Origin of the sequence: Vibrio sp. Vb1018 (genome assembly GCF_033338775.1) — a bacterium.
Classification (GTDB): domain Bacteria; phylum Pseudomonadota; class Gammaproteobacteria; order Enterobacterales; family Vibrionaceae; genus Vibrio; species Vibrio alginolyticus.
In genome coordinates this window covers 1-22,846 of the sequence record NZ_JAWOTI010000018.1, presented here as the reverse complement: position 1 = coordinate 22,846, position 22,846 = coordinate 1, and the positions used below count along the sequence as shown (strand labels likewise).

Here is a 22,846-nt window from a genome sequence, read left to right as displayed (position 1 = left end):
TGAAAAACAGAACCTTTCCCAGCGCTTATTGCGCATCTGGGAACCACTCTTGCAGCAGATCACGAGAGCGCTCTAGCTCTTTCTGCCAAGAGTTCACGCCAACTACGGTCGGTTTTAGCAAGATGACCAATTCTGTTTTCTCAGTTACGTTATTCACGTTGCGGAACAAATGCCCCAGTGCTGGTACATCGCCCAAAAATGGGACTTTAGAAACAAGCTCACGATTTTGCTGTTTCATCAACCCGCCGATAACCACAACATCGCCATCTTTAGCACGAATAACCGAGTCTGATTCACGAATAGAGCTTTTCGCTAATGGCAGTTGGATGTTTTGGAAATCTCCGCCCAAGTTCAATTGCTTCACTTCTTCCGTGACTTCAATAACTGCGGGGTGAACATGCAGGAACACATTGCCTTTGTTATCAATTTGCGGAGTCACATCGAGGGAAATACCCGAGAAGAATGGCGTCAGTTCCACTTCAGGAACTGCATTTGAGTTTTCACCGTTGCCTGCATTGCTCGATAGCTCGGTAACAAAGTACTCATCGGTACCCACTTTGATGACAGATTTTTGGTTGTTGGCAGCGGTAATACGAGGGCTCGAAAGGACGTTCAAGTCACCTTGCGTAGACATGAAGCTCAACACGGCATTGAAGTTACCATCCGAAATAGTCACGTTAGTTTGACCGCCCAATAGCGTGCCAATCGCATCCAATGGTGGTAATGTCGACGCAGGGCGGTTGACTACGATATTACCCGAGTTACCAATTGACGCCGATAAGTTTGACCAGTTGATGCCTTGTTGGTAGCCATCATTCAACGTCACTTCTAGGATTTTAGCTTCAAGAATGACCTGGCGCTGCATGCGCTCCTGCGATACACCTAAGAACTCGCGTACTTCGCGAATATCATCTGGAAATGCTCGAACCGTAATAACTCCCGCTTGTGGCGTTACAACCACACTTTGCCCTTTGCCTGAACCAATTAGATTCGCAACAGCTTGCTGCAGCATAGGCCAGAAGTCACTCTCAGTGATGGTTTCAATGCGTGTACCACCCGTAGATGTGGTCGAGCTATCGTTGTTGTTTCCATTGTTAGAGTCTGACGAGTCAGAACTGTCTGAGCTACCACCAGAATTAGACGTACCAGCCGAGGTTACAGAGCCCGTAACAATGCTGGTTAATGAGCGACCAGAACGCTTGAACTGCAGGTAATCGACTGGAATGGTCACAGTACGCATACCTGCTGGGTAGATTTGAATAACTTTGCCAGACTTCACCACGTCATAGCCATACATATTCTGTACGACATTCAGAACTTCATCCAATGTCACATCTGACAAGTTGACGGTGATATTACCTTGTACCGATGGGTGAATCGCCACGCTGTACTCAGTGCCTTTCACTAATGAGGCGAAAAAGCTTCTTGCATCGACCGCATTCGCCTGAATACGAAAACGCTTCGAGGTGCCTTGCTCTGATGCAACGTTCGAGTCTAAATTTGGCATTAAGTCTGCCTCAACAGAAGAAGGGATTTCTTCCAATGTGCGGCTGTTCGCTTGATTGATCGATTCATTGAGCGCTTCTTTAACTTCCACTGGATTCCGATGACCCATTGAACATCCCATTAAAGAAGCAATCGTTATTCCTACAACTAATTTGCGCATATCTGATCGGGCTCTGGTTATTATTGTTTTACGTTTAAATCAAAAAGCTCTAGGTCCCACTGACGGTTACCACGCTTTAAAGTTACAAATTCACTATTAATGCTCGCGACGCGATAACCCTTAAATAGCTCGCCTTTTTCGACAAGTTTGTTATCCATAATCGCGATACAATCAGTACTTGGCTTACACACAATACTGTTGAGCTTAGGCAGTCGGTACCGTTTAACTTTTGGTTTCGCTGACGTTTCAACCGCTGGCTTTTCCCAACCAAGTGGGGCCGTTGGGTCCTGGTTTGCCCAAGCGGTTCCTGCCGCTGCCATAACAAGCAATGAGATGATGAGTTTGTTAACCACCAATAAACTCCTCTCTAGATCCTAGTGTGTAGACTTCTAACACAAGCTTCGCTTTCGGGTACTCTTCGACTTTATAACTAAAGCTGCGCCAGTAATAACTCGCAGGAAGGCTCTCCAATTTATTCAGATAATTAGCAATAGAAAAATAGTCACCAGTCAGTTCCATACGAACAGGATGCACGTAGTAACCAGAGTATTGCGATGCTTCTTTATCTTCCGTTATTGGCTCAGATGGCAAGGTTTGCAGAGACAAAAGGTGAATGCCACTTTGCTGCTCCAACACATTTTCAAGCAGCTCAGCCATTTGCGAAGGTGTAATAAGATGCTCGATGATCTCCGCTAATTGCATCGAAAGATGCTGACTCTCAGCTAACAGATTAGATATCGCGCGATCAATCTCAGCATTTGGATCTTTCTTAAGTTGCGCCTGAATACGTAGCGTATCGATTTCAATCTTTTGATTGGCTTGCTTTAAATTACTTAGTTGCCTCTCATTACTGATGATCTCGTTAAGCTTTGGCTCCAATACCAGCGTAAAGAGCAACATGATCACGACAACTAAACCGCACAATGCGGTGAGCACTTTTTCACGCGTACTCATTTCGCCAAAGCGCCCTTCTAATGAGAGCCAGAATTCGTTCATTTCTCTTTATCCTCGCGCGTTTTTAGTTCAAACGTCACAATATCCTTATCATTTCGACCTATTTTGACGTCGTCAAACGTTCGGCCAACCAAGCTAATTTCATTTTTAAATTGGCTGACCCAATTTGGCACTGAGCTCGGTTTTTTCGCTAGTCCCTTCAGGTCTAAGGTATGGGTATTGATTCGAATTTCGGACAAAGAAATTTCTTGGTTTCCTAGCTTCGCTAATGATTGCATCACGCCAGAGTAACCCGTGCGTTGCGAGTCATCGTATTTCCCGACAGCTTTAAGCGAGTCTCGCTTCGCCTTGACTTCACGCTCTAAGCGGGCTTTAGCTGCCAGCTTATTATTGTCAGGTTGATGTTTACGTAGCTTGACTTGATAACGTTCAAGCTCTGACTTCATGATATCGCCTTTACTTTTTACAATAGCAATCTCATCTTCCAAACCGCTGCTCTGCCAAGTGACATAACCGTAAGAAAATAGAATTGCAGCCGCCGCAACGCCCCAAGATAACGCGATATTTTTTAGCGTCAGGAGCTCTTTTTTCGGCTTTAAGTAATCGGGATATAAGTTGACGCGTCGAGTATTTGAAGTAGCCGCAGTGTCAGCCAAAACATGTCCTGATAGCTCATGTTCTGGTGGTAATAACGGTGAAACCTTAGTACTTAAACGGTAGTTCAGAGCCTGAACAAGCTCGCTCTCATCCTCTTCATCACAGCACACTTTCAATTGATGTAATTGCACGTGGCGTAACTGAGATGAAAGATAGTCAATCGAACGTTGCAGTTCTAACGACAGACTGTCCATCTGTAAATCGCTAGACGGAACCCCCGTTAACGGTGGCGTCACACTGCGAATAGAGCGGTGGAACGCAATAGTATTTTCGACAAAAGCGCTTATACGGAAATGACCACGCACACTGCGTTGTAATAATAGGAAGTTTCCTAGTTCACCCGCAGTCTCTCCCCAAATATCGTCTTCAGGAAGAATGGCTTCTAATGGTAACTGGGCTCGACTGGCCAGTAACACAATCTTATCCAATATTTTTCGCGATAAGACGTATGCTTGCACTTTGGTTGAATTCGGTAACTCGACCGCATCGGCAATAATGTCGATGGCACGCTCAGAGATCAGTTCTTTCAACAAAAACGGTAATGCGGCTGGCCATTCTTGACGCGGCATGACCGGTTTGTCGATTTGGTACATCTGGTAATAGTTATGAGAAAGAACAACCGTTAATGAATCATACGCACTCGCTGCAACGCTCAATGCTTGCTCAACGGCTTTTTCCCAATTGGACTCAGAAATATCAAATTGGTATGGACGACTACTTTTGATTGAAGATGATAAATAAACGGCGTCTGGCTGAATAACCAAAAAGCAGGAGCGATCACCACTAGATGATCGCTTAAGCTTGTCGAATAGTGCTTTGAAATCCATGATTATTATCTTTATTTTTTCCGCCAGCGATTTCGTCTTCCCAATTTAACTTGGGATTCTGATTGAGAATTCGGCAACGCTTGGGGACGAGGAAGAAACTGCTGCTCCGCAGAAAAGTAACGCCCTTGCCCACCATAAACCCCGAGCTCAATTAATGTGTTGAGCTCGTTCTGATTCTCAATTCCCACTGCTATAATTTTAGTTTTACTGTTTGCCGCCGCACCTAGCATACTGCGGACAAATAGCTGGTTTTCATGTCGTTGGTCGATTTTTGCTACTAAACTGCGATGAAGTTTAAGGTAACGAATATCCACTTCTTTTAAATAGTGAGTGCTGACGATGGTACGCCCAGCCTGCCCAACCATTAAGTGGCACCCTAAACCGGCCAGCATTTTAGCGACTGGTCGCATAAAGTCTAAGTGTCTTACAAATTGTGCTTCAACAAACTCAAAACTGAGACACTTTCTCTGCTCACGTGACAACTGTAAGAGTTCATCACGAAACCATTTAAAGTACTCTCGGTTAGAAAATGGCGTTACATTCAAATTGAGCGCATACGATCTTGAGTTATCAAAATTATCCTTAAACTCTCTTAAGAATTTATTAATAACCGACTTATCCATTTGCGCTTCATAACCAACCTGTCTGATCGCAGAAATGAACCGAGACGCTTTAACAATCCCATTCTCAGGATCGCGAATCCGACATGTTAACTCTTCATATAATGATTTTTTATGCGTCGCGTCACTTATTGGGTGCACAGATTGTGCGTAGAGTATCACACTTTCTGGTGTAAGTGCTGTGTCAAATAACGTTCTCCATCTCACACTTCCGCGAGCTTCTTCATCGTGGTTCCATTTTTTGAAGCGACTCCAATTATTGTTATTTTGTAGTTGCGCACTACGCAAAGCAGTCTCGGCTTCATCAATGATTTGGCTGTGTCGCTCACCTTCTTTATAAGTGGTGATGCCAATATGGCACCAGTTGTCTGGATCAAGTGGCTCTGGCGGCATTAACTTTTCTAACTGGCGAATGCATTGCGAGGCAAGGTTAGCCACATCTTTCGCACTTTGGTGCGGTAGAAAAAGCGCAAAATCAGCATCGTAATAACGGGAAAATACAACATCTGGGTATCGTTGAACTAAATTGGACAATAAACTCCCAACTTCAACAATAAACTCATCCGTAATTTGCTTATCTTGCTCTTCTTCAACCAGTTTCCAGTCTTGAATACGAACTAGCAACACGGCGCCGCGAGCCCCGCTTTCTAGTAACGCCGATTCCAACTTGCTATCAAATAACACTCGGTTAGCGGTACCGGTTAGCTTATCAAGGAAGGTTTGAGTTCGAATAAAGGTATCAAATCGGCTTCGCTCTTGACGCGCATCTTGTAACTCTTCGATTAATACATCGAGCGCTTCACTGGCGGTGTAAGGCCATTCTTTTTTGTCACCTTTGGCATACTGCTCCACCCTACCAGCCAGGATCATTCTGCCTCGCTCTTCGAGCATTTCGGAGCCTTCTAATTGCTCCTTAAGCCATGCCACGCCGCGCATTAAGCAGAAGATGATCAATATAACGGCAAGCGTGATCGACCAAAGCGCCTGCATTGAGTAGCTGTAACCTAAGTAAGGGGGAATTGCTTTAAAGTGAATCGTGTAATCTTGATTGTGAGTCAGCTGATACTCTGCCTCAAACAAGACTGACGCTTCCATTTGATGAGAAGTATCTTTGAAGCGATAAACAACGGCGTTGTTGGTCGACAACGTCATTTCGACAATATTGGAAGCTTGCAGCATTTTCGGCATCCAGCGCTGCATAGAATAAGCGGCGTCAGGATCTTCCATCTCCTTGTCGACCACCTCTACGATCCCTTCTAAATAATGGGTGAGATATTCCTGCCCAAGACGTTTAAAAGAGAGGGTGCCACCGACAAACAAGATAAACATGGCGCAGATAACGATCATGGTGACAAAGGCCACCAGCCGTGTGCTTAACTTAAGAGTTGGGGTATACCTCATGAATACCAAATTCCTTTTTTATTCATCATATACCTTATTGAAATATTTATACTTGATAAGAGTTCATCAAACAATCGGATTAGTCTGATAGTGAGAGGCTGGAGCATAAAGAAAATCACACTCATTGATAAGTTTTATTGTTACGCCTAACCTTGCCAAGATAAGCCTGTGAGATCATCAGATTGCGACAATAAAAAAGGCCGCGATATTCGCGGCCTTTTCGATTCAAGCATAAGCAGAATTTAGAACGGGATATCGTCGTCAAAATCCATTGGTGGCTCATTGTACTGCTGCTGTGATTGCTGCGGAGCCTGTTGTTGTGGTTGCTGTTGCTGAGGCGCATTGTACTGCTGCTGAGCTGGCTGTTGAGGCTGACCCCATCCACCTTGTTGCTGCTGTTGACCGCCCATAGGTGCGCCGCCACCTTGAGCACGACCGCCAAGCATTTGCATCACACCATTGAAGCCTTGAACAACGACTTCCGTTGAGTAGCGATCTTGGCCACTTTGATCTTGCCATTTGCGAGTTTGCAGTTGCCCTTCAATGTAAACTTGAGAGCCTTTACGCAAGTACTCACCTGCTACTTCCGCAAGTTTGCCGAACAACACAACACGGTGCCATTCCGTTTTTTCGCGCTGTTCGCCAGTCGCTTTATCACGCCATGAATCAGAAGTCGCAATAGTAATGTTTGCTACTGCACCGCCATTCGGCATGTAACGAATTTCAGGGTCGTTACCTAGATTCCCCACCAAAATAACTTTGTTAATTCCACGGCTGGCCATGATGTGCTCCGTTTCACTCTGGATATATAAAATTTTAGCGCATTAGAATAGCACGCTTTAATGTTTTGATTAAAGTCTAATACCATTGTGATCTATTGAGTCATGCTCTAGAACCCAAATCGTATTTCAACTTACGTGTGTAGCATTTTTGATTCGCGTTGCAGACATCGTTTCGTGAAGCTTTGAATTCGAACGCATTTATTCAGTAAAGCGATGGTTATGGCCTCTCTTTAATGCCAGTTTATGGCTTCTATTGAACCCAGGGAGATTGGAACACGTGAGAAAGTCGGCTTACGCAAGAAAGCTATTTCTGATCAGTATGGAAGATAATGCGCAAAAAAAAGTGGCGGCACTCGAAAAGTACGTTGATATGAGCATCCCGGTGATTTCAACCGCAGCACTCATGGAAGCCAAGCCACAACACCGTAATAAAATTCTACTGATCGACTTCAGTGAACATAAATCACTTGTTCAATCGATCAAAAACTTGCCTCTTGTATGGAAAAACTTTGAAACCGTTGTCTTCAACGTGCCTAAAAGACTAACCACGGATGAACTTCTTTCATTTGGTCAATTAAAAGGTGTGTTTTATTCTGAAGATACGCTAGAGCAAATTGGAGAAGGGTTAAAAGGCATTGTTAACGGTCAAAACTGGCTGCCGCGTAATGTAACCAGTCAACTTTTACACTATTACCGCAATGTCATTAATACTCATACTGCACCAGCTACGGTAGACCTAACCATTCGTGAGCTACAAGTACTGCGTTGCCTACAAGCTGGCGCCTCGAACAGTCAGATGGCCGAGGAGTTATTCGTCAGTGAATTCACCATCAAATCGCACTTGTATCAGATATTCAAAAAGCTATCCGTAAAGAACCGAGTACAGGCAATCGCCTGGGCAGACCAAAACTTAATGTCTTGATGCAATGTGAGCGGCTCTGATAACTGAAATGACGAGTCGCTCATCTTTTTTCCGCACCGAGTCTCACATTTTTTCCTACTTTATTCATGATTCATTGATACCTCTCGTGTTAAAGTTATGCGCAGATTCTTGATAAAAACGAGATAGGATATTCCCCCAATGATAAAAAAATGTCTGTTCCCTGCTGCAGGCTATGGCACACGCTTCCTACCGGCAACGAAATCTATGCCAAAAGAGATGATGCCAGTCGTGAACAAACCGCTTATTGAATACGGTGTCGAAGAAGCAATCCAAGCTGGTATGAACGGCATGTGTATTGTGACAGGTCGTGGCAAGCACTCGATCATGGACCACTTTGATAAGAACTACGAACTGGAACATCAGATTAGCGGTACCAACAAAGAAGAGCTGTTGGTAGATATCCGTGAAATCATTGAATCTGCAAACTTCACTTATATACGTCAACGCGAAATGAAAGGCTTGGGCCACGCGATTCTAACTGGACGAGAATTGGTAGGCGATGAGCCATTTGCTGTTGTTCTTGCTGATGACCTTTGTGTGAACGAGCAAGAGGGCGTACTGGCTCAGATGGTGGCACTATTTAAGCAGTTCCGCTGTTCTATCGTTGCAGTGCAAGAAGTACCAGCCGAAGAAACGCACAAATACGGCGTTATCTCTGGTGAAATGATCAAAGACGACATCTATCGCGTAGACGACATGGTAGAAAAACCAGAGAAAGGCACGGCACCTAGCAACCTTGCTATCATTGGCCGCTACATCCTGACTCCCGATATTTTTGAACTGATTGAAAACACCGAACCAGGTAAAGGTGGTGAAATTCAAATCACTGACGCGCTGCTAAAACAAGCAAAAGCGGGCTGTGTATTGGCTTACAAATTCAAGGGCAAACGCTTTGACTGTGGTAGCGTTGAAGGTTACATCGAAGCAACTAACTATTGTTTTGAAAACCTGTATCTAAAAGATGAAAAAACCTCTGAGCTAGGTAAGCACGCAACACAAAAAGCAGTATAAAGCATCGTTATAGTACGAAATTACTGTATCGAAAGCCCAGCACAACGCTGGGCTTTTTACTTTACTGTTTTTTTATCCAGTAATTTTCTTTGCACATTTCTCACACTATGTAATACTTGCCCCACTTGGTTATACATAGAGCAAAAACGATGGATAAAATAGAAGTTCGCGGTGCCCGAACCCATAACCTTAAAGACATTAATCTTACAATCCCTCGCGATAAACTGATTGTCATTACTGGACTAAGTGGCTCCGGTAAATCCTCTCTCGCTTTCGATACATTGTATGCAGAAGGCCAACGACGCTACGTAGAGTCTCTCTCTGCCTACGCTCGTCAGTTTTTGTCTCTGATGGAAAAACCCGATGTCGACCACATTGAAGGGTTATCACCTGCGATTTCTATTGAACAGAAATCTACTTCTCATAACCCGCGTTCAACCGTCGGTACAATTACCGAAGTCTACGACTACTTACGTCTATTGTATGCTCGTGTGGGCGAACCCCGCTGTCCAACGCACCATGCCCCTCTTGCTGCGCAAACCATCAGTCAAATGGTGGACAAAGTCCTAGAGATGCCGGAAGGCAGCAAAATGATGCTATTGGCACCTATTGTCAAAGAACGTAAAGGTGAGCATGTTAAAACGCTTGAGAACTTAGCGGCTCAAGGCTTTATTCGTGCGCGTATTGATGGAGAAACTTGCGATCTTTCCGATCCTCCAACCCTTGAGCTACATAAAAAGCACACCATTGAAGTGGTGGTAGACCGCTTTAAAGTTCGTCCAGACTTACAACAGCGCTTGGCCGAATCTTTCGAGACCACGCTCGAATTATCAGGCGGAATTGCGGTTGTCGCGCCAATGGATGGCGACGGTGAAGAGATTATTTTCTCCGCCAACTTCGCTTGTCCACAATGTGGTTACAGCATGCAAGAGTTAGAGCCGCGACTTTTCTCATTCAACAACCCTGCTGGTGCATGTGGCACTTGTGATGGCTTGGGTGTTCAACAATACTTCGATCCAAGCCGAGTCATTCAAGATGATTCATTAAGCTTGGCACAAGGTGCGATTCGCGGTTGGGATCAAAAGAACTACTACTACTTCCAAATGCTCACCTCATTGGCCGATCATTATGGTTTTGACCTCCATGCCCCTTTTAATTCTCTGCCAAAGAAAACGCAAGATGTCATTCTAAAGGGCTCAGGTCGTACTGAGATTGAGTTTAAATACATCAACGATCGTGGCGATATTCGCGTTAAACGCCATCCATTCGAAGGTATTCTGAATACCCTAGAACGTCGCTATCGTGATACAGAATCCAACTCTGTCCGTGAAGAGCTTGCAAAATACATCTCCACTAAATCTTGTTCAAGCTGTGGCGGTACTCGTCTACGCCTTGAAGCACGTAACGTGTTTATTGCTGATACGACACTACCTGAGATTGTTGAACTCAGCATTGCTGATGCATTGGAATTCTTCCATTCCTTGAAACTGGAAGGTCAACGCGCCCAAATCGCTGAAAAAGTGATGAAGGAAATCAACGACCGTCTGCAATTCTTAGTTAACGTCGGTTTGAACTACCTAAACTTATCACGCAGTGCTGAAACCTTATCAGGCGGTGAAGCTCAACGTATTCGTTTAGCAAGCCAAATTGGTGCAGGTCTTGTTGGTGTCATGTACGTCTTAGATGAACCGTCGATTGGCCTCCACCAGCGTGATAACGAACGACTCCTAAAAACACTGACTCATTTGCGCGATTTAGGTAATACCGTACTTGTGGTAGAACACGATGAAGATGCGATTCGCTGTGCAGATCATGTCATAGATATTGGTCCTGGTGCTGGCGTACATGGTGGTAATGTTGTTGCGGAAGGCACCATGGAAGAGATAGTCGCGAATCCGAATTCTCTGACAGGTCAGTACTTAAGTGGTGTTAAAGAAATCGCAGTACCGAAAGATCGCACGCCGCGAGATCCGAAAAAAACGGTTGAGCTATTAGGCGCTACAGGTAATAACCTTAAAAACGTTAACCTTTCAATTCCTGTTGGGTTATTCAGCTGTATTACAGGAGTATCTGGCTCAGGTAAATCAACGCTGATTAATGATACTTTCTTTAAAATTGCGCATACCCAACTTAACGGAGCGACAACGGCTCAGCCTTCACCTTATAAATCGATTAAAGGTCTAGAGCACTTCGATAAAGTCATCGATATCGATCAAAGCCCAATTGGCCGTACACCTCGCTCTAACCCTGCAACCTATACGGGGATCTTTACCCCAATCCGTGAACTGTTTGCAGGCACACAGGAGTCGCGTTCTCGCGGTTACAAACCGGGCCGTTTTAGTTTTAACGTACGCGGTGGTCGTTGTGAGGCCTGTCAGGGTGACGGTGTTATCAAAGTAGAAATGCACTTCCTACCAGATGTTTATGTGCCATGTGATGTGTGTAAAGGTAAACGCTACAACCGTGAAACGCTCGAAGTACGTTACAAAGGTAAAACTATTGATGAAGTGCTAGAAATGACGGTCGAAGATGCACGCACCTTCTTCGATCCAGTTCCTGCCATCGCTCGCAAACTACAAACACTGATGGATGTCGGTTTGTCGTACATACGATTGGGTCAAGCGGCAACAACACTCTCCGGTGGTGAAGCACAGCGTGTGAAACTGGCGCGAGAGCTATCCAAACGTGATACAGGAAAAACCTTGTACATTTTGGATGAACCAACAACCGGCCTTCACTTCCATGATATCCAGCAGTTGCTCACTGTACTGCACAGACTTCGCGACCACGGAAATACTGTCGTGGTGATCGAGCATAACCTGGACGTCATTAAGACTGCGGACTGGATTATCGATCTTGGTCCTGAAGGGGGTCAGGGTGGCGGCGAGATAATCGCTCAAGGCACTCCGGAAGATGTGTCGCAAATCGAGGGTTCGCACACAGCTCACTTCCTCAAGCCTATGTTGAAGTAGAAAAAACAGGTAAAGTATCGAGACCAGCAAGTGCTGGTCTTTTTTCATTCAAAACAACGCAATAACTATGGCTACTATACATGTAAGTGGAACAAAGCTTTCTCCCGAAAAAGTACAGGTTCCCCTCAATCGCAAGTTTCTCATTGCCTTGGCAACACTATTTGTGTTGGCAATGCACTTTTTCATGCCCAACCCCGGCGGTTCGGGGCTTTCGCTTTCGTTCAATGCGACAACTTGGATTGCTTTTAGCTTTGCATTAGGCATTGGGTGTTACCAACTAGCGAATAATCGAGTGCTACGTTACTCAAAACTAACCATCGGCTTGTTCATTAGTGCTCTTATCATGACAGTGCCCATTCTGTACCCAAATGCGAATAGCAGCTTGGCAGCCAATAAGCTCATAGGCCTGTGGTGTGGTGTCCTGTTCTTTATTGTTTTACAACAATTTCATTTCAGTAATAAACATCGCCAACGCCTATTATGGTTCATTGTCCTTGCGGTTGTTATCGAAGCCATTTTTGGTTTGACACAATATCTGTATCTCAAACCAGGCAATCCGTTTGGTTACGACACGGTGGCCAATCGTCCTTATGGTATTTTCCAACAGCCCAATGTAATGGCCAGTTTTCTTGCGACAGGGTTGGTGATTGCCAGCTATTTACTTGCACGTCAGCCCTACAAATACGATCGTAAGTTAAGCGATGTTTACCTTCTCTATGCCGTACCAGTTTTAACTTTACCACTAATTGTGGCGTTGGCTTCACGCACTGGTTGGTTAGCCTCGGTCATCGCCGTGTTGTTGGTCATTCCATACATGTACCGCTTTGCAACCAAAGGGCGCTTTATCCGCTGGGTTGTGTCACTTGTAAGTGGGCTCTTACTCTCAGTCGTTGTCATGCATCTTGCCTTTCCTGATGGAGGTGGGTTAGCCGCAGAAAAAGTAAATATGGAGTCTCCTCGAGCGTATACTTTTCCGCAAACATTAGACATGGTGATTGAAAAGCCTTTTACTGGTTATGGATATGGTAAGTTTGAATCTGAGTACATGCTGTATACGGCTCGTCAACATGCCCTAAATGAGAATTACCCAGCTGGTTTGCCAGCCATGGATCATCCGCATAACGAGCTGCTTTACTGGGGAGTAGAAGGTGGCTTGCTGCCAATACTCGGCATCTTCTTAGCGATGGCACTGGTACTGTATCGAATCTATCAAGCCAAACGCGGAACTCGTCTTGCGTTGCTGGCCTTGTTTATACCTATCGTATTGCACTCACAACTGGAATACCCTTTCTACCACTCTCTCGTGCATTGGTTGATCTTCGTTATCCTACTGTACTGGGTCGATCAGCGCGTCTCTCGTTATCGACAAGTCGGCTTTAGTAATGTAACCAAAAGCTTGCTGCGTGTTTTTAGTTTGGTACTTCCCGTTGCGTTTACGTTTTACATGGTAAGCGCATTACATACGAATTATGTATTGACGAAGTTTGAGACCACTAGACCAACTAACCCTGATATTCTGAATCAAGTCAGTAACCCTGTAGTTTGGAAAGACAGGTTTGATTGGGATGTCTATAGCACGTTTTTAAACCTTGGGCTGTACCAACAAGACGCAACCTTGATTCAGCCTTATATCGATTGGTCGCTAAAAATCATCAAAGATAAGCCTCGCCCTGCATTTTATAATAATTTGATTTTGGCCTACCAAGGCTTAGATGACTCAAGTAAAGCGGAGCAAATTAGAGCTGAAGCGCAGTTTTTGTTCCCGAAGATTGATTTCAGTGACGTCAATTACCAGCCACCTTCTCAAGCAATATCTGCCTCACCAGCCCCCACTTCAGGAGCTGAGTAATAAATACCAAAAAGCGAAGGGATGACCTTCGCTTTTCTTTATCTCATTGCTGTATGATTTTATTCAGTGAGTGACTCTTCTAACGCTTTTAAGCACAGCGCAACGTTTTCAGATCGAGCGCCGTAACCCATTAAGCCAATACGCCACGCTTTACCAGCTAATGCCCCAAGGCCTGCACCAATTTCTAGGTTATAGGTTTCTAGCAAGTGAGCACGAACTTTTGCTTCATCAACTCCTTCAGGCACGTAAATCGCATTTAATTGTGGCAACCGATGGGCTTCGTCCACAACAAATTCAAAGCCTAACTTTTGTAAGCCATTTTTGAGTTTTTCATGCATCAGTTGGTGACGAGCCCAAGCGTTTTCTAATCCTTCATTTTTCAGTATCAATAAAGCTTCATGAAGCGCATACAAGCTATTAACTGGCGCCGTATGATGGTAACTACGCTTGCCTTCTCCACTCCAATACCCCAAAACTAAACTCTGATCGAGGAACCAACTCTGTACTGGTGTTGTTCTTGCTTGAATCTTTTCAATCGCGGCAGGAGAAAACGTCACTGGTGAGAGCCCAGGTACACATGACAAACATTTTTGACTACCAGAGTAAACCGCATCCAGTTGCCATTCATCCACTTTTAACGGCACACCACCAAGCGATGTCACCGCATCAACAATAGATAATGCATTATGCTGTTTCGCCAGCTTACCCAATGCTTGAGCATCACTGACTGCACCAGTTGAGGTTTCCGCATGCACAAAAGCAAGAATTTTTGTATCTGGGTGCTGTTCGAGTGCTTGCTCGACTTTATCAATGGAAACAGGCGTCCCCCATTCATCATCGACGATAACAACTTCGCCACCAGCACGGACGACATTTTCGCGCATGCGTTCACCAAATACACCGTTACGGCAGACGATCACTTTGTCGCCTTTCTCGATCAAGTTTACAAAGCAGGTTTCCATCCCTGCGCTACCAGGCGCTGAAACCGCAATAGTGAACTCATTGTCAGTTTGAAAGGCATACTTCAATAGCTGCTTGAGCTCATCCATCATACCGATAAACAGAGGATCAAGGTGACCTACCGTAGGACGGCTTAGTGCTTGTAACACTTGAGGATAAATATCAGAAGGACCAGGTCCCATTAAAATACGGTGAGGCGGAATAAAGCTTTGGATCGACATGTCAGCTCCTTGATTATCTTTTATCCTGAGCATTCTAAAAGTTCTATTCAATAACATGGCTCAGGTGTAGGGTTCTTCACCCTAATAGATTTTTCCTCTATCAGCAATTAGCCGTAAGTATGGAGGTCAAACCAGTGTCACAAAATCGTTAATAAAAAACACCATAAAGGTTGAAATATTGATTGACATTAAGGCCTCAAAACCGTTCAATGTTTGAGCTTTATGTAGAAGAGGAGCGCTACCCAGGTAGATGATTTGTGGAACCGCAATTCCAACACCAATCATTGAGGGGGAGTAGTGCCGAGGTAAGTCAAAGTTGCAGGATTTGACTTGTCGGTTGAATTGGGCTGAATCCCATCAACTGTCATCAGCGCAGTCTGATGAAGGGCTTCTGAGGGTAAATTTTTCAAATAGCATTCTAAATGCCTCTCTTTTTGCTCTGTTCCTTTTCTCACTAAACATTGGATGTACAATTTTTTAGGAAGTCGTGGGAGAACGCAGTGAGCGCATTTAACGTAGCTAAATTCGGTGGAACCAGTGTTGCCAACTATGAGGCAATGAGTCGTTGCGCCACCATTGTCGAAAACAATCCAAATACTCGCCTAGTCGTGAGCAGCGCTTGCTCTGGCGTCACCAACCTATTGGTAGAACTCGCCAACGGTATTCAGGATCAAACGCACCGTACTGAGCTACTGCAAAATCTGGCCAACATTCATGACGCCATTTTAACTCAGCTCGAAGACAGCACGAAAACTGCTGCCGAGGTGTATGGCATATTAGATACCGTAACCAGCCTGGCCGAGGCTGCATCTATCCAAGCTAGTGCGAAGTTAACCGATCATTTAGTCGCATGTGGTGAACTCATGTCGACGCACATTCTAACTCAGTTAATGTGTGAGCGAGGCATTCAAGCAGTGCGCTTTGATATCCGCGATGTGCTGCGTACTGATGACAACTTTGGTCGCGCGGAGCCAAACATTGAAGCAATTTCGACGCTTGCGCAAGATAAACTCGTACCACTTTGCCAACAATCCGTTGTTGTTACTCAAGGCTTCATAGGATCTGACGAAGCCGGTAATACAACAACATTAGGTCGAGGGGGCAGCGATTACAGCGCCGCCTTAATTGCTGAGAGCGTTAAAGCGGCAGGTCTAGAAATCTGGACTGATGTTCCGGGTATCTACACAACAGACCCGCGAATTGCACCAAAAGCCTCACCAATTCCTGAGATCAGCTTTAGTGAAGCTTCAGAAATGGCTAACTTTGGCGCTAAAATCCTTCACCCTTCTACGCTAGTACCTGCATTGCGCCACGACATTCCGGTATTTGTAGGGTCATCGAAAGAGCCTGAAAAAGGGGGAACTTGGATTCGCCACCAAGTCGAAAGCTCACCGTTATTCCGTGCGCTAGCTTTGCGTTGTAACCAAACCATGGTAACGCTACGCAGCGCCAATATGTTCCACGCATACGGTTTCTTAGCAAAGGTCTTTGAGATCCTTGCAAAGCATAAGATCTCTGTCGATTTGATCACGACATCTGAAATCAGTGTATCGTTAACACTTGATCAAACTGATACATCTGGTGGCGCGCCGCAGCTGCCGCAAGCTGCACGAGAAGAGTTAGAAGAGTTATGTAAGGTAGAAGTTGAACATGACCTATGCCTCGTTGCTCTCATTGGTAACAACATGAGTGAGAGTAAAGGCTACGCGAAACAGGTTTTTGGCACGCTAGAAGATTTTAACCTACGCATGATTTGTTATGGCGCTAGCCCTCACAACTTATGCTTCTTGCTCCATGAATCGGTATCGAAACAAGCCATACAAAAACTCCACACGGAGTTGTTTGAGAAGTAAGTTCAACTCAATAAAACAAAGGGCTGCGTATCTGCAGCCCTTTGTTGTTTCAATAGTTGTTACATTTGGACGAGGTAAACATCAATTTAACCGTTAATGTTTGGCCCTAACCATTTTTCAGCCTCGATCCTATCCCACCCCTTACGATCGGCGTAACTCTCTAGCTGATCTTCTTGAATCTGTGCGATCGCAAAGTAACGTGAGTCAGGATGAGAGAAATACCAACCAGAGACTGACGCGCCCGGATACATTGCATAGCTGGAGGTTAGAGTCATGCCAATATTCTCTTCCACATTAAGTAGCTCCCAAAGCGGTCCTTTTTCAGTATGCTCAGGGCACGCTGGATAACCTGGTGCAGGGCGAATACCTTGGTATTTTTCACGAATGAGATCATCGTTAGATAAATCTTCATCCGCAGCATAACCCCAAATTTCTTTACGGACACGCTCATGCAAATACTCAGCAAACGCTTCGGCTAGGCGATCCGCCACCGCTTGAATCATAATTGCGTTGTAATCATCTCCCTGTGCTTTGTATTCATCAGCAAGCTCTCGTTCACCAATACCACCAGTGACAGCAAATGCCCCTATCCAATCATGCTTACCCGACTCTTTAGGTGCGATGTAGTCGGATAAACAATAGTTGAATCCTTTTGGTTTCTCGGTCTGTTGTCGCAAGTTACGTAATACTTTCACAACGTCGGTACGAGTTTCATCAGCATAAACTTCAATGTCGTCCCCCACGCTCGCAGCAGGGAATAAGCCACACATTCCACGCGCTTTTAACAGGCCTTCTCGCTCAACTCGATCAAGTAACTCGTTGGCATCTTCGAATAAACGTTTTGCTTCTTCACCAACTTCTTCATGTTGGAAAATTGTTGGATACTTACCCACAAGTGACCAAGTCATAAAGAATGGTGTCCAATCGATGTATTGACGTAATATAGCCACATCAAAATCATCGAAGATATGAATGCCAGGCTTAACAGGCACTGGAGGAGTATAAGCTTCCCAATCGATCGCAACTTTATTCGCTCGAGCCGCTTCTAATGTCACTGGTTTGGTTCTCGGTTTCTTTCGATTATGTTGATCACGTACTCGTTCGTAATCAGCTTGAAGTTTTTCAACAAATTCAGGGCGACGTTCATCTGACAGAAGAGAAGTACATACGCCCACTGCACGTGAGGCGTTGTTCACGTAAACCACTGGATGCTTGTAATTTTGCTCAATCTTAACTGCTGTATGGGCTTTTGACGTTGTTGCGCCACCGATGAGAAGAGGTAAGTTAAAGTCGAGACGCTCCATCTCTTTTGCAACATGCACCATTTCGTCTAATGAAGGCGTGATCAACCCTGATAAACCAATAATATCGACGTTTTCTTCTTGCGCTACTTTTAAGATCTTTTCGCAAGGAACCATGACACCAAGATCGATAATTTCGTAGTTATTGCACTGCAATACAACGCCAACGATATTTTTCCCGATATCATGTACATCACCTTTGACCGTCGCTAGCAAAATCTTACCGTTTGTTTGACCCACCTGCTTTTCTGCATTGATGTAGGGCTCCAGATGCGCGACTGCTTGCTTCATCACTCGTGCAGATTTTACGACCTGAGGAAGGAACATTTTACCTTCACCAAACAAGTCTCCGACGACGTTCATCCCATCCATTAGTGGGCCTTCAATCACCTCTAATGGCTTTGAAGCGTTGACACGAGCCTCTTCGGTATCATCAACGATGAACTCAGTTATTCCTTTCACTAACGCGTGCTCTAAGCGCTTTTCAACAGGCCAAGTTCTCCACTCAAGTGCAGAGGCATCCTCCTCTTTACCTACCCCTTTGCCTGCATATTCCGCCGCGATATCTAACAATCTCTCAGTGGCGTCATCACGACGGTTAAGAACGACATCTTCCACAGCCTCACGCAATTTTTCAGGCACGTTATCGTAGATTTCTAACTGACCCGCATTCACAATCCCCATATCCATACCATTTTTAAAACAGTGGTAGAGGAACACCGCGTGAATCGCTTCACGTACATAGTTATTGCCACGGAAAGAGAATGAGACGTTAGAAACACCACCCGAGATCATCGCATGTGGTAAATCACGTTTGATATCGCCAACGGCTTCAATGAAATCCACCGCGTAGTTATTATGCTCCTCGATCCCCGTAGCAATGGCAAAAATGTTTGGGTCAAAAATGATGTCTTCTGGTGGAAAGCCCACTTCATCAACAAGAATTCGGTAAGCGTTGGTACAAATTTCTACTTTGCGCTCACGTGTATCTGCTTGCCCAATCTCATCAAACGCCATCACAATCACAGCCGCACCGTAACGGCGGATCAACTTAGCTTGTTCAACGAATTTCTCTTTGCCTTCTTTGAGAGAGATCGAGTTAACAATGCCTTTGCCTTGGATGCACTTAAGACCGGCTTCAATAACCTCCCACTTGGAAGAGTCAACCATGATTGGTACTTTTGAGATTTCAGGTTCTGACGCACAAAGGTTTAAAAAGCGAACCATACAAGCTTGTGCATCCAACATGCCTTCATCCATGTTGATATCGATAATTTGAGCGCCATTTTCAACTTGTTGACGAGCCACATCGAGCGCTTCATCGTACAGCTCTTCTTTAATCAAGCGCTTAAAACGCGCAGAACCGGTTACATTCGTACGCTCACCGACATTGATAAATAAAGAGTCTTTATCAATCGTGAGCGGCTCTAAGCCAGACAAGCGACAAGCAACGGGAAGTTCAGGTAATTGACGAGGGGCGATATTTTCAACCGCGAGTGCCATTTGGCGAATGTGCTCAGGAGTTGTACCACAACACCCACCAATCAAGTTTAAAAAGCCACTTTGAGCCCACTCTTTAACATGCTTAGCCATATCTTCTGGCGACAAATCGTATTCGCCGAATGCATTCGGAAGCCCAGCATTTGGGTGAGCGGAAACAAAAGATTCTGATATACGCGAGAGCTCTTCAACATAAGGACGCAGTTCATCCGGGCCAAGTGCACAGTTCAAACCAAACGAAATCGGTTTAACATGACGTAATGAGTTGTAAAACGCTTCTGTGGTTTGACCGGATAATGTTCTACCGGAAGCATCAGTAATAGTCCCCGAGATCATCACAGGTAACTCAATACCCATCTCTTCAAACACACTTTCAACAGCAAATGAACAAGCCTTAGCGTTAAGAGTATCGAAGATGGTCTCGATAAGAATAAGATCAGAACCACCTTTAATCAGCGCTCGAGTCGATTCAGAGTAAGCCTCAACTAACTCGTCGAAAGAAACATTTCGATATCCGGGGTCATTTACATCAGGAGAAATAGAACAAGTTCGGTTTGTTGGCCCTAAAACCCCTGCGACATAACGTGGTTTATCGGGTGTTTTTGCGGTCCATTCGTCTGCAACTTCACGTGCAAGCTTGGCAGCTGCAAAGTTAATTTCTTCACTTAGGCTTTCCATCTCGTAGTCAGCCATCGCAATGGTTGTTGCGTTAAAAGTGTTGGTCTCAAGAATATCTGCACCCGCTTCTAAATATGCAGCGTGAATTTCCTTGATAAGTTGAGGCTGACTTAGAACCAACAGGTCGTTGTTACCTTTTAGATCACAATGCCAATCCGCAAAGCGCGTTCCTCGATAGTCTTGCTCTTCAAGTTTGTACCCTTGAATCATGGTTCCCATACCACCATCAATCAAAAGAATACGTTGCTTCAATTGAGCTTCAATCTGTTGTCTTACGTTACTTCCCACAGTACAGCCTCATTCCTTTAGTTATCTTTCCATCCTATCACACAAACTTCAGGAGTCTAGACGTCTAAACGTGGAATTAATGATTATTTTATCTCCTTCTTAACTTACAAAATAATCACGAAAAAATGTTTGCTATTTAAGCAGCATCAGCCGAGAATTCCATTCATAAAATGTTACAAATAGAGAGCTCTATGTCGGTCTATCATACTTTATGTTTTCTATCCGCAGCTGCGATGCTAATTGCTTTTGTAAACAGCAAGATAGGAAAGATGCAAACCACCATTGCGATTACCGCAGGTTCAATGGTGCTTTCACTTCTAATCTTAATTGCGGGTCAAAACAACTGGTTCCATCTCACCGAAATTGCGACGGAGACGGTCACAAGGATTAACTTCGAAGATTTCTTGCTCAAAGGCATTCTTGGCTTCTTACTATTTGCTGGTGGACTAGGCATCAAACTCCCGAACCTTAAAGATCAAAAGTGGGAGATCACTGTTTTAGCCCTTGGAGCTACACTGTTTTCTACGTTCTTTATTGGATTTACGCTGTATGGGTTTTGTCAGTTAATTGGCATCCAATTTGATTTGGTCTACTGCTTACTATTTGGTGCTCTAATATCGCCAACTGACCCAATCGCTGTATTGGCTATTGTGAAAAAACTCGATGCTCCTAAACGTATCTCCACTCAGATTGAAGGAGAATCGCTCTTCAATGATGGCTTCGGTTTGGTTATCTTCGTCACTCTATTTACGATTGCATTTGGCACTGAGGCACCAACTGTAGGTAGTGTCACCTTACTCTTCATCCAAGAAGCTATCGGTGGTATCACATATGGTTTCGTCCTCGGTTTGCTATTCCACTACTTGATCAGTGCCACCGATGATCACTCAATGGAATTGTTACTTACCATTGGTGTCCCAACAGCAGGTTACGCATTTGCTGAATACATCCATGTATCAGGCCCACTCGCAATGGTTGTATCCGGTATTATGATTGGCAACTGGACACGCTTTATTGGCTTTTCAAAAGAGAGTGAAGATCACCTTGACCATTTTTGGGAGCTTGTTGATGAGTTCTTGAATGGCGTGTTATTCCTACTGATCGGCATGTCGATGCTGCTGTTTGAATTCCACAAAGAAGACTGGATCATGATGGCTATTTCAGTCCCTCTTGTACTAGCAGCTCGCTATTTAAGCGTATTTCTCTCGTACATTGGCTTTAAGCGTTACAGAAAATATAACCCGTGGTCAGTACGTATTTTGACGTGGGGCGGCTTACGCGGGGGCCTTGCATTGGCAATGGCACTTTCCATTCCATCTGGTATTTGGGTGATTCAAGATAAGTTAATCGATGTAAAAGAGATTATTCTTGTAATGACCTACTCCGTCGTTGTTTTCTCTATCCTCATTCAAGGCTCAACAATCACCCCAATGATTGAAAAAGCAAAAGCAGAAGAGAAGAAGATGGAAGAGAACAACCAAGCAATAACCACTCCGGAACATACGGAGCCAGTGGACTCTTAAAGACACGTAACTTAATAAATAAAAAGCAGCTACCTAGCTGCTTTTTTCATAACTAATTTTCAGACTCCCCTTCAAGGACGAATGCTCCTTATTCTTTGATATACCTTCAAATATACTAAGAATCGCTACGCTACATTTTCATAGATACTAACTATTGCCGATAGATAGTATTCATAGACGAGCCTTTTAATTTACCCATTTTCATCTGTATCCTTCTCTTCCCTTGGCAATATAGGCTCCTCGCAAATATCAAAGCTAAACTTCCACAATACTTAGCAATGAGCGAGTTTGTATTTTTATGAGAAAGAGACATTTAGGGTGAGTGCGTTCAGAACCCAAACAGGTTAGCAATCCCACCAAGATAAAACTGAGCTAGCATTCAGGTAGATCAAAGCCTTAACAGAAATGTAGCCCCTCTCCCTCTTGATCTCAGTGAGACTAAACTTGTATTCAAAGTAGTCCTGTTTTCAAATTAGAAACAAGCGACACTTCAAACAATTAAACTCTGTCACATAACTAGATTTTCTAATATCGAATAAAAGGAGCTTTGGTGAATGAAGAGGCTCAAAACTAGCGCTCGATACTAGGACCCGGTTCAGTAGAAACCACACAAAACTGCGTTCCACTTCACTCATACAGGGCTTAGAAAGCATAACCAGAGGGAAGCCGGCCTCTCGATGCAAGGTTTCAATATGAAAGTGGGTTTAAGCTAAGTCGGGGAACCAAAACGAAAAAAGCCTCAGTCTTTCGACTGAGGCTTAATATAAGTGGCGGAGTGGACGGGACTCGAACCCGCGACCCCCGGCGTGACAGGCCGGTATTCTAACCAACTGAACTACC

14 protein-coding genes and 1 riboswitch are annotated in these 22,846 nt (G+C 44.5%); of the genes, 6 read left to right on the top strand and 8 right to left on the bottom strand.

What is annotated here, in order from left to right:
• Positions 1-25: 25 nt before the first annotated feature.
• From mshL to R7Z10_RS17360, 6 genes are all read right to left on the bottom strand, one after another.
• Positions 26-1,666: a pilus (MSHA type) biogenesis protein MshL gene (mshL, locus tag R7Z10_RS17385; protein WP_025767598.1), complete on the bottom strand. Its 1,641-nt coding sequence runs from the start codon at positions 1,664-1,666 to the stop codon at positions 26-28.
• Positions 1,667-1,686: 20 nt separating this feature from the next.
• Entirely contained in the window at positions 1,687-2,019 is a 333-nt protein-coding gene (locus tag R7Z10_RS17380; RefSeq protein ID WP_005381196.1) for a hypothetical protein, read from the bottom strand.
• Positions 2,012-2,662: a type II secretion system protein GspM gene (gene gspM / locus R7Z10_RS17375; protein ID WP_005381197.1), complete on the bottom strand. Its 651-nt coding sequence runs from the start codon at positions 2,660-2,662 to the stop codon at positions 2,012-2,014. Before gspM ends, R7Z10_RS17380 begins: the two co-directional genes overlap by 8 nt.
• On the bottom strand, positions 2,659-4,104 hold the full coding sequence (locus R7Z10_RS17370) for a hypothetical protein (RefSeq protein WP_025767597.1): 1,446 nt from the start codon (positions 4,102-4,104) through the stop codon (positions 2,659-2,661). Before R7Z10_RS17370 ends, gspM begins: the two co-directional genes overlap by 4 nt.
• Before the next feature lie 11 nt (positions 4,105-4,115).
• Positions 4,116-6,125: an RNase E specificity factor CsrD gene (gene csrD, locus R7Z10_RS17365; protein WP_005381201.1), complete on the bottom strand. Its 2,010-nt coding sequence runs from the start codon at positions 6,123-6,125 to the stop codon at positions 4,116-4,118.
• A 242-nt stretch (positions 6,126-6,367) separates the two neighbouring features.
• Positions 6,368-6,907, bottom strand: coding sequence for a single-stranded DNA-binding protein (locus R7Z10_RS17360; protein WP_005381235.1), 540 nt, complete (start codon positions 6,905-6,907; stop codon positions 6,368-6,370).
• Between the two features lie 277 nt (positions 6,908-7,184).
• On the opposite strand from R7Z10_RS17360, the gene R7Z10_RS17355 reads away from it, so the two are divergent.
• The 4 genes from R7Z10_RS17355 to R7Z10_RS17340 all read left to right on the top strand — a co-directional run bounded on the left by R7Z10_RS17355 (position 7,185) and on the right by R7Z10_RS17340 (position 13,682).
• Positions 7,185-7,829, top strand: coding sequence for a LuxR C-terminal-related transcriptional regulator (locus R7Z10_RS17355; RefSeq protein WP_005381237.1), 645 nt, complete (start codon positions 7,185-7,187; stop codon positions 7,827-7,829).
• Positions 7,830-7,988: 159 nt separating this feature from the next.
• Positions 7,989-8,861 (top strand): UTP--glucose-1-phosphate uridylyltransferase GalU, encoded by an 873-nt coding sequence (gene galU, locus R7Z10_RS17350; protein WP_005381239.1) that lies wholly within the window; start codon positions 7,989-7,991, stop codon positions 8,859-8,861.
• A 149-nt stretch (positions 8,862-9,010) separates the two neighbouring features.
• Positions 9,011-11,833 carry an excinuclease ABC subunit UvrA gene (uvrA, locus tag R7Z10_RS17345; RefSeq protein WP_005381241.1) on the top strand — a complete coding sequence of 941 codons (2,823 nt, stop codon included), beginning with the start codon at positions 9,011-9,013 and terminating at the stop codon, positions 11,831-11,833.
• A 67-nt stretch (positions 11,834-11,900) separates the two neighbouring features.
• A complete protein-coding gene (locus R7Z10_RS17340) occupies positions 11,901-13,682 on the top strand; it encodes a PglL family O-oligosaccharyltransferase (RefSeq protein WP_047103670.1) in 1,782 nt (593 codons plus the stop codon).
• 59 nt (positions 13,683-13,741) lie between these two features.
• Here R7Z10_RS17340 and R7Z10_RS17335 read toward each other — a convergent pair whose 3' ends face one another.
• Positions 13,742-14,863, bottom strand: a complete 1,122-nt coding sequence (locus tag R7Z10_RS17335; RefSeq protein WP_033907426.1) for an alanine--glyoxylate aminotransferase family protein — start codon at positions 14,861-14,863, stop codon at positions 13,742-13,744.
• A gap of 220 nt (positions 14,864-15,083) precedes the next feature.
• Positions 15,084-15,262, top strand: a riboswitch (Lysine riboswitch).
• A gap of 101 nt (positions 15,263-15,363) precedes the next feature.
• Between R7Z10_RS17335 and lysC the strand changes: the two genes are divergently transcribed.
• Positions 15,364-16,716 (top strand): lysine-sensitive aspartokinase 3, encoded by a 1,353-nt coding sequence (lysC, locus tag R7Z10_RS17330; RefSeq protein WP_318105381.1) that lies wholly within the window; start codon positions 15,364-15,366, stop codon positions 16,714-16,716.
• A gap of 86 nt (positions 16,717-16,802) precedes the next feature.
• Here the strand turns inward: lysC and metH are convergent, their stop codons facing one another.
• The gene (metH, locus tag R7Z10_RS17325; protein WP_318105378.1) at positions 16,803-20,483 is read right to left on the bottom strand and encodes a methionine synthase; all 3,681 of its coding nucleotides are present in this window, start codon (positions 20,481-20,483) and stop codon (positions 16,803-16,805) included.
• 191 nt (positions 20,484-20,674) lie between these two features.
• On the opposite strand from metH, the gene R7Z10_RS17320 reads away from it, so the two are divergent.
• Positions 20,675-22,006, top strand: coding sequence for a sodium:proton antiporter (locus R7Z10_RS17320; RefSeq protein WP_171343301.1), 1,332 nt, complete (start codon positions 20,675-20,677; stop codon positions 22,004-22,006).
• Positions 22,007-22,846 lie beyond the last annotated feature (840 nt).